At 59.9% G+C, this 12,085-nt stretch carries 11 protein-coding genes; 6 read left to right on the top strand and 5 right to left on the bottom strand.

The genetic code is table 11. The annotated features are described in order from the left end of the window. The first annotated feature begins 143 nt into the window (after positions 1-143). The gene (locus NTCA1_RS26860; protein WP_010339514.1) at positions 144-728 is read left to right on the top strand and encodes a recombinase family protein; all 585 of its coding nucleotides are present in this window, start codon (positions 144-146) and stop codon (positions 726-728) included. Between the two features lie 247 nt (positions 729-975). On the opposite strand, the gene NTCA1_RS26865 is transcribed toward NTCA1_RS26860, so the two are convergent. From NTCA1_RS26865 to NTCA1_RS26880, 4 genes are all read right to left on the bottom strand, one after another. Beyond that, positions 976-1,587: a sigma-70 family RNA polymerase sigma factor gene (locus NTCA1_RS26865; RefSeq protein WP_122129127.1), complete on the bottom strand. Its 612-nt coding sequence runs from the start codon at positions 1,585-1,587 to the stop codon at positions 976-978. Positions 1,588-1,834: 247 nt separating this feature from the next. After that, on the bottom strand, positions 1,835-3,433 hold the full coding sequence (locus tag NTCA1_RS26870) for an AarF/ABC1/UbiB kinase family protein (RefSeq protein ID WP_010339516.1): 1,599 nt from the start codon (positions 3,431-3,433) through the stop codon (positions 1,835-1,837). Then, a complete protein-coding gene (locus NTCA1_RS26875) occupies positions 3,433-4,113 on the bottom strand; it encodes a TetR/AcrR family transcriptional regulator (protein WP_010339517.1) in 681 nt (226 codons plus the stop codon). The genes NTCA1_RS26870 and NTCA1_RS26875 overlap by 1 nt, the downstream gene beginning before the upstream one ends. Positions 4,114-4,236: 123 nt before the next feature. Next, a complete protein-coding gene (locus NTCA1_RS26880) occupies positions 4,237-5,184 on the bottom strand; it encodes an MlaD family protein (protein ID WP_010339518.1) in 948 nt (315 codons plus the stop codon). A gap of 172 nt (positions 5,185-5,356) precedes the next feature. Between NTCA1_RS26880 and NTCA1_RS26885 the strand changes: the two genes are divergently transcribed. Genes NTCA1_RS26885 through NTCA1_RS26905 form a run of 5 tightly spaced genes read left to right on the top strand, consistent with a single transcriptional unit; the run spans position 5,357 to position 9,266 of the window. After that, positions 5,357-6,454, top strand: coding sequence for an ABC transporter permease (locus NTCA1_RS26885; protein ID WP_010339519.1), 1,098 nt, complete (start codon positions 5,357-5,359; stop codon positions 6,452-6,454). Continuing rightward, on the top strand, positions 6,454-7,221 hold the full coding sequence (locus NTCA1_RS26890; protein WP_159832377.1) for an ABC transporter ATP-binding protein: 768 nt from the start codon (positions 6,454-6,456) through the stop codon (positions 7,219-7,221). Before NTCA1_RS26885 ends, NTCA1_RS26890 begins: the two co-directional genes overlap by 1 nt. After that, positions 7,222-8,157: an MlaD family protein gene (locus NTCA1_RS26895; RefSeq protein ID WP_122129125.1), complete on the top strand. Its 936-nt coding sequence runs from the start codon at positions 7,222-7,224 to the stop codon at positions 8,155-8,157. After that, positions 8,154-8,747: an ABC-type transport auxiliary lipoprotein family protein gene (locus NTCA1_RS26900; protein WP_122129124.1), complete on the top strand. Its 594-nt coding sequence runs from the start codon at positions 8,154-8,156 to the stop codon at positions 8,745-8,747. Before NTCA1_RS26895 ends, NTCA1_RS26900 begins: the two co-directional genes overlap by 4 nt. A gap of 27 nt (positions 8,748-8,774) precedes the next feature. Next, the gene (locus NTCA1_RS26905) at positions 8,775-9,266 is read left to right on the top strand and encodes a hypothetical protein (RefSeq protein WP_103097528.1); all 492 of its coding nucleotides are present in this window, start codon (positions 8,775-8,777) and stop codon (positions 9,264-9,266) included. Positions 9,267-9,536: 270 nt separating this feature from the next. Here the strand turns inward: NTCA1_RS26905 and NTCA1_RS26910 are convergent. After that, positions 9,537-12,085 (bottom strand): Tn3 family transposase (locus NTCA1_RS26910; RefSeq protein WP_159832378.1); only part of this gene is annotated, 2,549 nt, incomplete at its 5' end.

The raw sequence follows: 12,085 nt of genomic DNA on the forward strand, positions 1-12,085 counted from the left end.
CTGCCTAATCCCCCAACTGGGTGACGCCGCGCGGCCGTGCCCCATGTTTGCAACAGAGCCGCGCGGTCCACCGTCTTATCAAAACGCTTTCTCATTTTCTTGCGCTCGTGCTAGGTGCGGCGGGTGAGTTTTGAGACAACCTCATGCTGATCGGCTACGCGCGGGTATCGACGTCCGAACAAGATTTGACGCCCCAGCTCGATGCATTGCGCGATGCCGGTTGCGAGCGGACCTTCTCCGACAAGGCGAGCGGCGCTAAGGCAAACCGCGCCGGCTTGGCGGAGGCGCTATCGCACGCTCGCGCCGGCGATGTCCTGGTGGTCTGGAAGCTCGATCGGCTCGGCCGAACGATGAAGGGTCTTGTCGACTTGGCTGCCGAGCTGGCCGAAAACGGTATCGGCCTTCGCTCGATCACTGACGGGATCGACACCGCGGGAGCAGCCGGCAAGCTCGTCTTCCACATCCTGGCTGCCATGGCGGAGATGGAGCGCGACCTAAATCGTGAGCGGACCACCGCAGCGTTGATCGTGGCACGGCGCGAAGGCAGGGTAGGCGGTCGTAAAACCGTCATGACGCCCAAACGACTGGAGGCAGCGCGAAAGCTCCTCGCCTCCGGGATGACCATTCGCGAGATCGCACCGACGATCGGGGTCTCGGTTCCTACGCTGTATCGTCACCTCCCGGCACCGGAGCAGGAAGCCATTAGCGCAGAAGTGACTGCTGACTGATGGATCCCCGCTTCGCCGCGATAGCGGAAAGCCTCCAACGGCCCTTTCCTCACGGCGCGCGCCGCCCATCCCCGTAATGCTGGATGCGGGAGGCGGAGTGGTCCGGAAACCAGCCCACACAAGACGCGCTGGAGGATGTCGACTGGTAGCATGGGTGCGATGCCATCAACGTCAAGTCGTTGATGGTCAATCTGGTGATGAGCCTGAAATTGGGGACATCAGAACAGGATCAAGCGATATATAAGATTCAGCCTACCGAACACCGATCAGCCGCACGCTTCGTCCGCCAGCTTTGCAGCAGCTCAATCTGCCTGTTGTGCACTTCGTCGATTATCGTTGGCTCGGCTTCGCGGATCGTATCTGTTGGCACGATTTGAGTTTCCGATTTGAAATGCTTACCGGTGTTCGTTTGATCCAGGAGTTCGCGTAGCAGCTGCCGCCCCCTCAATACGCGGCTCTTGATTGTCCCGACAGGAACCTGTTCGATCGTGGCTGTCTCTTCATAGCTCAAACCCTGGATCCCGATGAGCTGGATGCACCGCTGCTGCTCGGGCGTCAGGCGGGACCACAGGCGACGAACATCGCTCAACGTCACGACCGACTCCTGGTTTGACGCCACAGGAATATCGATGAGTTCGGCGGTTTCGCTCGCATATCCCGCACCTCGACGGCGAACCTGCGACAGAAAGGAGTTGCGGAGGATACGGAAGGTCCAAGCCTTCAAATTCGTACCGGGCTCAAACGACGCGCGGTGGCGCCAGGCCTTCAGCAAGGTTTCCTGAACAAGGTCCTGTGCAGTATCGGAATTCCTGGCCAGCGATCGCGCATAGCTCGCCAGCCTAGGCATCAGGTCGCTCAATGCGGCGCCAAATTCCGACCACTCCTCAGTCGGTACATGCGATCGGTTTCCCAATAGTTCGGACAAGCATAGGCCCCTGTTCGATGAATTTAGGCGGCAATATATACACCGACCGGTTTACTTTTTGGAAAAACGCCACCTGTCCTGGATTGTTCCACTCCCTCAGCGATGACGCCCGATTGGCGAAACAAGCGCGCGATAGAGGGAGGGTGGAAACCGACTACGTGGAAAGGTCTGCAATAGCAGGTCAGCGCCTCTGCCTGCTTGCGAACCAAGCCCAGGCTGCTGGCAGCACCGCAGATGCCATCATCATTGCGCCGACAACATCATGGTCGCGCTGAAGGATCGCGCCGGCGACGAGCAGCCCGGCTGATAGGATGTTGGGATCGGCGCGCCAGGGCGACGTCGGATTTGGGGAAACCGCGCCTCCCTGTAATTCAATCGGCAGCGCGCCCGACCGCGCTACCCGCTCGGCGAAAGCCACCAGCTCGGGCGAGGCGGCGGCCAGCCGGCCAAGGCTAGTCGCCAGCCGGCGTCCGCCCCGCTTGATGCCGGCCGGGCCGATCCGCTCCCGCAGCAGTTCGCGCGCGATCGGTGCGGCGCGCGCCGCGATGTCGAAGCCGGGATCGAGCCGTCGTACGAACCCTTCGGCGATCAACAGGGTCCGCAGCAGCAGGGCCAGATCGGGTGGTAGCGCCAGGCGGTAGGTGCGCAGCAGCGCGAAGACGCGACCGAAGACGTCGGCGAGCTCGATCTGCTGGAGTACCGCCCCGCGAAACTGGCCGATCAGCGCGTCGAGTTCGCGGGTCAGCGCCTGGCGATCGACGTCTGTTTCGCCCGACCATTGCAGAAGCACGTCCGTCACCGATCGCGAGTCCTCGCCGGCGATCGCAAGGACGAGCGTAACAACCTCGTTTCGTCGGGCGGGGCTGAGCACGCCGACCGCCCCGAAGTCGATGAACGCCAGCGACGCATCGGCGAGGACAAAGACATTGCCGGGATGGGGGTCCGCATGGAACCGGCCGTTGAAGATTATCATTCGCAGGACTGCATCTGCATATATGCCGGCGATATCCGCACCGCAGTCTCCCGCTCCATCAAGGATAGCGCGGACGGGCATGCCGTCGAGCCGCTGCTGCACATTGATCCGGCGGCCGACCTGATCCCAGTAGAAGGCGGGCGTGCGAACGCCGAGCGGCTGCAGGAACGCGCCAATGCTCTCGCAGGCTGCCGCTTCGGCACTGAGGTCCATTTCCTGCGACAGGCTCTCCGCGAAGAACCGGAGCAGCTCGTCGGGCCTGAGGCGGCGGATCTCCGGTGAGTGTCTCGCGGCGAGCCGCGCAATGCGGCGGAGCAGCCTCAGGTCGGCATCGACGCGTTCCGCGATCCCCGGTCGGCGTACCTTTACCACGACCTCGGTTCCGTCGCTCAGGGTGGCTGCATGAACCTGCGCGATCGAGGCCGCGGCGATCGGCTCGCGGTCGAAGCTCGCGAACACGTCCGCGATCGGGGAGCCAAGCGCAGCCAGGATCGTCGGCTCCAGCGCCTCGAACGGCAACGGGGTCACCCGGTCCTGCAGCGTCGACAGCGCGCGCACCCATTCCGGCCCGAGCAGGTCTTCACGGGTCGCCAGCACCTGCCCCAGCTTGACCGCAACGGGTCCAAGGTCCCGCAGCAGCGCGACGACCCGCTCGGGCGTACTGACGTCCACCGGCTGCTCGGAACGACCGGGCAGCAGGCCCAGGCGAGAGGCGAGCCCGTTCAGGCCGTGGCGCCCCATGATCTGGATAAGCTCTGCGAGGCGCGCACGCTCACCGATCTGAGGCTCGTCGTCCGTGGCGGGCATCACTTGCTGCAACCATCCCCGTCTCGCGGGCGGTAGCCATCAAGGAACAGGTCGATACCGCGCGAGATACGATCGCGCGCCGCCTCGTCATACGCTGGCGGAGACAACCCCAGCGCTGCACGGCGCATGGGGGCGACCACGACGAGTGTGACGAACTGCTCGGCAGCGAACACGGGGTCGGCCAGCGACAGCTCTCCCTTGGCATTGGCGTGGGCGAGGATCGATGCCACCCACTGGACGGCCCGCTGGTAACCGAAATCGTGGATGTTCGCCGCAAGCGCGGGAAAGCGCACGGCTTGCGCGATGACGACACGTTCCATGGAGGCGATCCGGGGCGTCAGGAGCCACTCGAGCAGGCGATCGGCAATTTCGCGAAGGCGCGATCCGATGTCGGGTTCGTCGCTGCCGGAGGGTTCGAGCGCGCGCAGCTGCGTATCGATCTCGTCGAGGATCACCGCCTCGAACACGCGCGCCTTGCTGCCGAAGCGCGCGTACAGTGTTCGTTTGGAGATGCGCGCCTGTTCGGCGATCATGTCGGCACTGGCGCCATCGAACCCGTGTTCGAAGAACAGTTGGCGAGCGCTCTTGAGGATGTGCGAGGTCAGGCGGAGCGCGTCCTCGGTGGTCGGTCTGCCCATCTTTCGGGGGCGCCGCGCCTTTTTCTTCTCATCATCGCTCAATCTCTTTCTCCTGGACCGAGGATAGCGCGATCCGAGCACTTTGACGAGCAATGCCGCAAGGGCCGTAGGCTCCGTGGCCGCCGGCTCGGACTCCGCCGACGGCTTGAAAACGTTGCAAGCAGATTATTTCCCAGGCTCTGCGTCAGGCTTGTATGTGGGGAGGGACGGAGAGCCTAGACCCAGCCCCTCCTGATCGATACGAACGGCCGTCTCCCTGACGGCGCTTACCTTGCCCCTTACTGAACCTATTGTCTCGACCAGGCGGTCCTGCTGGGCGGTCGCCCGCTCGATCTCGGGCCTCAGAGCCTCGGCGCGGGCAGCGAATCCTTCAGCTGAGTCACGAGCGATCCCTAATTTGCGGTTCGCCTTAGCAAGAGCGGATGGACCGCGATCTTTCAAGGTGACCCTCAGACTTTCGGCGCGATTGCCTGACCGTTGCAAACCCTCTCCCAAGGTAACCATACGCCCTCGCGCACCCATGAGTCCCTCCGACGCCGTTCCAACCTTGTCTGCCCACCCCGCGGAGTTGTGCGCGAGCGCCGCAAGACGCTCGCTCGCGCGCTGCTGCTGAGCGGCACCAAGGTTGAGTGAAACGGAGTCCACGGTGCGGCTGATCTTCTCCACAAGTGCTATCGGGTCTCCCCCACCACCAAGAAGCCCGCCCTCCTTGGCAGGAATGATCGGGAACTCCCCGTCTTTTGCGGCAACGATCGGGAGCGCATCATGTGTTGCGCCATCGAGACTGATGTTCGCCGTTCCGCCTAATGCTGATCGGACAATCGTAGCCTTGACGCCGGTAACGATAGGGATTTCTGGTTCCAAATTGACAGCTACCAGAACCACGGACGGGTCTTGGCTGTCGAATTCGACAGATGTAACATGCCCAGCCGGCACGCCCGAAAATGTCACCGGTGATCCCTTTTCAATGCCGGCGACGCTTCCTGAGAAGCGGATCATATAGGGCCTGCGGTTCCCGTTGCGAGGCTCCAACAGCCACAGCGTAAAGACCAAGGTGCCCAGCAGCAAGCCCGTCACTGCGAGAACCAGAAAGCTGTTCGACCGTGTCTCCATCGAGATGATATCCCATTAAGACGGCAGGTAAGTTTTAGGCCGTACCGTTCCCGCACATCAGCCAGTGCCTGGAGGACGCCGATTCTCGGTGTGCGAACAGCACGGTGAGCCTGCCCTATTGCACATCCCCTCACGATAAGTATACCGTATCGTACCATAAACGGTTTTGGGTGTGATTTTGCCGTTCTCTGAACCCGTCATTCATTCCGAAAACAACATAACGAAAATTTCGGGCGATTGGTTGGCCTCAACGGTCCAATCGGCGGGAGCAACGGCCGATGGCCGTTTGCTGGCTTCAGACGGGCAGATCGACTGGAGCCAATTAGGGCGGGTCGACAGTGCAGGCGCGTTCGCGCTTATTCAGGCGCTTGGTGCCAGCGATCTAGGAAACGATGTACCAGATCGACTTCGGCGTGTCCTAGACATCGTTGCCCCCGCGATCCAGGAACATGCGACCAAAAAACCCAAAAAGTCTTATGGTTTTTTCACACGCTTAGGCCGCAAAGTGGTTGCAGGGCTGAGCGAACTATATGGTAACATCTTGTTCCTGGGCCGCTCTGAGGTGGGCGTTGGAAGAGCGGTTATCAACCCTCGCAGGTTACGCGTGCGAGCGCTAGTAAGCGTGATGCAGCAGGGAAGTCTCGAGGCGCTCCCAATCATCATGACGATGACATTCTTCATCGGGGCAGTGGTGGCTTTGGTCGGCACGAACCTGCTGCAGAACTTGGGGGCATCGGTTTTCACCGTTCAGCTCGTTGGGGTATCGGTGTTGCGCGAGTTTGGGGTGCTAATACCGGCAATTCTTCTGGCTGGCAGATCGACGTCTACATTCGCTGCCCAAATCGGAGCTATGCGAATGAACCAAGAAACAGATGCAATGGTGGTCATGGGTGTCGATCTCACGGAGGCGCTTGTAACCCCACGCGTGCTGGCGATGATCATTACTCTCCCGCTTTTATCAGTCGCAGCGATGATTGCCGGCATTCTTGGTGGCCTGCTTGTGAGCTGGGCTTCTTTAGATATTTCACCAGTGTTTTTCGTAGAGCGTCTTCGGCAGACGGTGGACCTCCAGCATTTCTGGCTTGGTCTGATCAAGACACCTGTAATGGCCATCATCATTGCACTGACTGGCTGCCGCCAGGGAATGGCCGTCCGTGGCGACGTCGAGGTGTTGGGTAGAAACGTCACGACCGCAGTCGTTCAGGCATTGTTCGCCATCATCCTCCTCGATGCAGCTTTCGCCCTCGTTTTCATGAAACTGGACCTGTGATGGCCGAGCGGGAAAGGGTGATCGAAGTACGCAACCTTAAAACAGCGTTCGGTAGAACGGTAATCCATGAAGATTTGGACCTCGACGTCTATCGCGGGGAGATTCTTGGAATAGTTGGCGCTTCGGGCGGCGGAAAATCCGTGTTGCTCAATACGATGTTGGGATTACAGCGACCAGTTTCTGGATCGGTAGTAGTAGACGGTCAGGACATCTTTGATAGTCCTGATCGACAATGGCTCGCATCAAATATGGGCGTGATGTTTCAAAACGGTGCGCTATTTTCATCCCTAACGCTTCAGGAGAATGTCGAAGCGCCGTTTCTTGAACATACTGAGATTCGAGGCGAATTTCTAAGTCGATTGGCCCAGATGAAAGTCTCTCTGGTCGGGCTTGCTAATGATGCAGCCTATAAGCGCCCGGCAGAACTTTCCGGCGGCATGAGAAAACGTGCTGGCGTTGCACGTGCACTAGCGCTCGATCCCAAGCTTCTTTTTTTAGATGAACCAACGGCCGGCCTCGATCCCCTCGCGGCTGCAGAATTTGACGACTTGATCGTATCGCTGCGTGATGCCTTGGAATTGACTGTCGTCATGGTCACCCACGATCTGGACAGCCTGTTTCAAATTTCTGATCGAGTAGCGGTTCTGGCGGACAAAAGGATCGTCGCGTCTGACGCAGTCGAGAAACTGCGTGATTCTGAAGACGAATGGACACGCTCTTATTTTCAAAGCCGAAGAGCACGGCGATTCAACTCAGGTGGCGACTAAATGGAGAGGCATGCCAATTACGCTCTGGTGGGTAGTCTGACAGTTGGTCTGCTGGTGGCAGCGATTGGCTTCATTCTCTGGCTAGGTAACGACCAATTCGGTAAAGGCTTCGACCATTATCGAGTTGTTTTTGACGGACCTGTGCGCGGCCTAACCGAAGGTAGCGAAGTTGATTTTAACGGCATCAAGGTCGGGGAGATCACGAAGCTTCGTGTAGATCCATCGAATTCTCGCCGTGTGATTATCGATGTGAAGGTCGAAGAGAGTACACCCATAAGGGTGGATACATTTGCCTCAAAAGAGTCCCAAGGTGTGACAGGTGTCAGCATTATCCAGTTAACTCCTGGTTCGCCTACAAGGCCACTGCTTCGCGATGCGTCGCGTGAGCAGCCCCCGATAATAAGGGCGAAGCCCGGATCGTTGGATTCGGTGCTGGAAGCGGGAGGGCAGACCCTCGCTAAGGTTTCTGAATCATTCGATCGGGTCAATCGGGTGCTTTCTGACCGAAATATCGCAAAGGTCGATGGCATGCTCGCTGACATCAGATCAGTGACGGCAGAACTTAACAGTCGAAAGGCAATGTTTGCGGATGCTCAAAATGCAATCCGTCGCCTTGATTCAGCGTCGGGTGACATCGAGCAGGCTGCGGCGGCTGCGAGAACCGCTATTCAGGGCGATGGTACGCAAGCCTTTGCAGACATCCGAGAAGCGGCCGCGAATGCGAAGAGCGCGACGAACGATGCACGGGCTTTTATAGCTAAGTTGAACGCGAGTGCAGAAGGTCTTGAGGGGCCAGAAGGTAATCGCGTGGCGGGGGCTCTACGTGGGCTTGAAAAGGCTGCCGAGTCACTCGATCGACTTACCCGACAAATACAGCAAGATCCGCGTTCTGTTCTCGGAAGAGGGAAAGCGCGAGAAATGGAGCTGCCAAAGTGAAAAGTTTGCTAAAGATCTCTTCAGCGCTCCTCTTAGTCTCGCTGTCGGGCTGTGTTGGTGGGCTTCTGGGCGGAGGTAAGCCTGCGGACCTATATTCCTTTCGCAGTGAGCCCCCGCAAAGGCAGCCTGATGCCGATGCACGGGTTGTTGCTGTCCGCCAGCTTTCATTTCCGAATAATCTGCGGCCTGACAGCATTGAAACCAATGCCAACTCGCGGGTTGCTGCTCTCGCAAAAGCACGTTGGTCCCAACCGGTCCCGGAGATGTTCCGTCTAGCTCTGATTGACCAGTTGGAGCAGTCTTCCCGAACGCGAGTTGCGCGAAGCGACTTCCAAAAACCGGCGGACATCATGTCGGCGGAAATTTCGCAGTTCACGGCCACCTTTGATCAGGGACTGAAGGCTCCCCCATTGATCACTATTGTCGTGCGCGCAGAGGTCGCAAGCGGGGCAGCACGTGATGTGGCAGTGCGGTCCTTCGAATCGCGAACAAGAGCCACTGATGCGACGGTGACGTCCATCGTTGCAGCTTATCGTGCTGGCGTCTCCAATATCACACAAGAAATTACCCTGTGGTACAGGAATATCTGAATATTATCATAGTAGATAGGGACGGATATGACGAAATTTTCAGCTGCCTTTACTATCTTGGTACTGACTTTTGCGTCTGCCGGCGCGGCTCAGGAGGGACACAAGGAATCCAAAAATACCGGACCGGATTCAGTTCGATCTATTGCCTCCCAACCAGCTAAAGACGTTGGAGCGGTAAAGCAGGATATCCCACCCATTCTCTTAAGCGCTTCTTCTAACCCATATGATCGGGCATCGACCCGCACCTGCAACGAGATAAAGCGTAATATCGCTGAGTTGGACGATGTTCTCGGACCGGATTTCGATGTAGGAGCGGACCGTAACGAAAATCGTCTTGGTAAAGTGGCGGAAGCTGGTGGAAAGACGATTGTCAACTCGATCATACCTTTTCGTGGCTTGGTGAGGGAAATAACAGGCGCAGCCCCAGCACAACGTCGCCTCAATACCGCAATCGATGCGGGGTTTGCGCGGCGGGGCTTTTTACGGGGAGCCGCCATATCCCGAGGCTGTCGTCTCTGATGAGCTCACGCTAATAAGCTCAGCATTTAAAGATGGGGTACATGTGACTTCCTCGATCATTAAAGATTGGGGGGGGTGGAACAACGCGAACCCAACACTCGCCGCTCTGTCGGGCTGCCGGAGTTAAGCTCCATACGAAAATCAATCAGAACAGGTGGAATAATATCCGAAGCCCACTATGATACGGCGCGGTTTACATATCATAGGGTTGTAGGGGTGACTACACGAAAGTGACGTATCTGCACGGAAAGGGCGAACGGATAGCGAACGTCACGCGGCAAGTAGGGAGTTGACGGCGCGCAGCGGTCGCAAGGCGTCCGGATCGGGTTGATCTTCAACATTCCAGCTATAGTCACCGGTCAGCGAGATATGCTCCCAGCCCAATGGCGCGATGTGGCGTGCGATTTCGTCGGCTGTGCCGATGTCCGCCAGCGCCATTTCGAGATAGCGAGTGTTCCACAAGATGATGGCGGCGACGAGCAGGTTGAGGCCGGAGGCGCGATAGGTCTGGTTCTCGAACCGACGATCGCGCAGTTCGCCGAGCTGGTTGAAGAAGAGCGCGCGGGCGAGCGCGTTGCGGGCTTCGCCTTTGTTGAGGCCCGCCTGGGTGCGCCGGCGCAGGTCGATGTCGCGCAGCCAGTCGAGCATGAAAATGGAGCGTTCGAGGCGGCCCAGCTCGCGTAGTGCGAGGGCCAGTCCGTTCTGTCGCGGATAGGCGGACAAGCGGCGCAGCATTGCCGAAGCAGTGACGGTGCCGGTGCGGATCGACGTGGCGAACCGCAGCAGTTCGTCCCAATGCGCCGCGACATGACCCAATGCGATCGGTTCGGCCGTCATGCCGGCAAGCAAGGGGCCGGATTCTTGGCCGGGAAGGAGGTGTAAACGACGCTCCTTGATGTCGCGCAGGCGCGGCGCGAAGCGGTAGCCGAAGAAGGGCATGAGGCCGAACACATGGTCCGATGCCCCGCCCGTATCGGTGTAGTGCTCCTCGATCGTCAGGCCGGTCTGGTGATACAGCAAGCCATCCAGCACATAGGGCGCTTCGCCAGCGGTCGCCGCGATCACCCGACTTGCGAAGGGGTCATATCGATCCGAGACATGGGTGTAGAAGGCAACGCCTGGTTCGTTGCCGCTGCGCGCGTTGATGTCGCCGATCGCGGCCCCACGGCCCCCGGCATGAAATTGCTGTCCGTCGCTCGACGAAGTGGTGCCGTCTCCCCACAGCGCGGCGAGCGGCATGGCGCGATGGGCGTCGATCAGCCTTCCCAACGCTTCGCCATAGGCGGCTTCGCTGATGTGCCAGTCGTGAAGATGGGCGAGCTGACGCAGACTTGCGCCCCGGCAGGTTTCCGCCATGCGTGTGAGGCCGAGATTGATGCCATCGGCGAGGATGACCGTGAGCAGCGCATTGCGATCGTCGGCTTCCCGGCCCGAACGACGATGGATGAAGCATTCGCTGAACCCGGTCCAGGCATCGACCTCCAGCAGAAGATCGGTGATCTTCACGCGCGGCAGTCGATCATAGGCGGCGCGACGGGCAATCTCGGTGGCGGGCGGTGTTGCCGCCTTCAGCGGCGAGATGATGAGACCGTTTTCGTCAAGCTTAACCTGGGGCAGCTCCCCTTGCCGTGCAAGGACCGTTACCTGCTCGATCGCCGTGTCGAGCCTGGTGCGCCGTTCCTCGATATGGCGCTCGAAATCCGTTTCGATGGCGAGCGGCAACGGCCCCTTCTCGCGCAGCGCCGCAAAGGTCGCCGGCGGTATGAGATAGCTGTCGAAATCGCGAAACTGCCGGCTTCCCGCGACCCATATATCCCCGGCTCGCAACCGCTCGCGTAGTTGCGACAAGGCGCATAGTTCATAAGCGGCACGATCAACGATGCCATCCCGCAGGACGAACGGGCGCCATGCGGGCGGCACAAAGCGTAGCGGCACGCGATCAGGCAAGCGCCGTTTGCCGGTCCGATATAGCTCCGCGATGATGGCCAGCGCTGACAGGAGCCCCTGAACCGCGCCGGCGCCGCGAAACTCGAAGGCGTTGAGAAAAGCGCCGACAAAGAGCTTCACCGTCCGATGCCGCTCGATCAATTCGGCGGTGCGATCGACGGTTTCCGGTCGCCCGAGCACTTCGGCCTGCTCGACGGCCACGGCGAAGTGCTGCCAGTCCAGCGCCTCGATCTGCGCCAGAGAATCCACGCCCTTGCTGCGCGCGTCGATGAGGAGGCGGCAAGACCCCGTGAGCGTCCGGAGGTGGCCTTGCAACTCGCGCACCGTCTTGAGGGCTTTGTCGCGGGTCCGGTTCTCGGCGCGGCGCGCCATGCTGCCCAACAGCTTGTCGAACATCGTCAGGGTGGCGTCGGTCAGGCTTTCCTCAAGCCGGATGCCGGTTGCCGCCAGCGTCGCATGGCGGCGCAGGGCATTGAGTTCGCCAAGGTGCTGGGGTGTGATGCGGCTGCCTTCGTCCGCCAGCCTGTCAAAAGTCAAAGCCGGGATCATGTCGGCACGGGCGCGATCGAGGCCCAGCGCGCGGATATAGGCGAGCCGTTCGATCAGGCGCAGGATGTTGCGCGCTGCCGGCGATTGTGGCGCATTGCGCATCCAGGATAGCCATGTCGCGACCTGCCCCGGTCGTCGGGCCAGCAAATCGTCCAGGCCCTGAAGGGTGTCAGGCAGCAGGCCATTCGTGAGCACTTCATAGGTAAGCTGTTCGGCTTGCTGGCGCGCCCGCCGCAGCACCGCTTCGAGAATCGACGGAGAAGGCTCTGTTGCAAACATGGGGCACGGCCGCGCGGCGTCACCCAGTTGGGGGATTAGGCAGC

This window comes from Novosphingobium sp. TCA1 (assembly GCF_009811895.1).
GTDB lineage: Bacteria > Pseudomonadota > Alphaproteobacteria > Sphingomonadales > Sphingomonadaceae > Novosphingobium > Novosphingobium panipatense_A.

What these genes read in the sequence shown, in the direction of transcription:
- NTCA1_RS26880 (WP_010339518.1), bottom strand. Translation starts at nt 5,184, where the DNA reads ATGGAGACACGGTCGAACAGCTTTCTGGTTCTCGCAGTGACGGGCTTG.
- NTCA1_RS26895 (WP_122129125.1), top strand. Translation starts at nt 7,222, where the DNA reads ATGGAGAGGCATGCCAATTACGCTCTGGTGGGTAGTCTGACAGTTGGT.
- NTCA1_RS26860 (WP_010339514.1), top strand. Translation starts at nt 144, where the DNA reads ATGCTGATCGGCTACGCGCGGGTATCGACGTCCGAACAAGATTTGACG.
- NTCA1_RS26890 (WP_159832377.1), top strand. Translation starts at nt 6,454, where the DNA reads ATGGCCGAGCGGGAAAGGGTGATCGAAGTACGCAACCTTAAAACAGCG.
- NTCA1_RS26870 (WP_010339516.1), bottom strand. Translation starts at nt 3,433, where the DNA reads ATGCCCGCCACGGACGACGAGCCTCAGATCGGTGAGCGTGCGCGCCTC.
- NTCA1_RS26905 (WP_103097528.1), top strand. Translation starts at nt 8,775, where the DNA reads ATGACGAAATTTTCAGCTGCCTTTACTATCTTGGTACTGACTTTTGCG.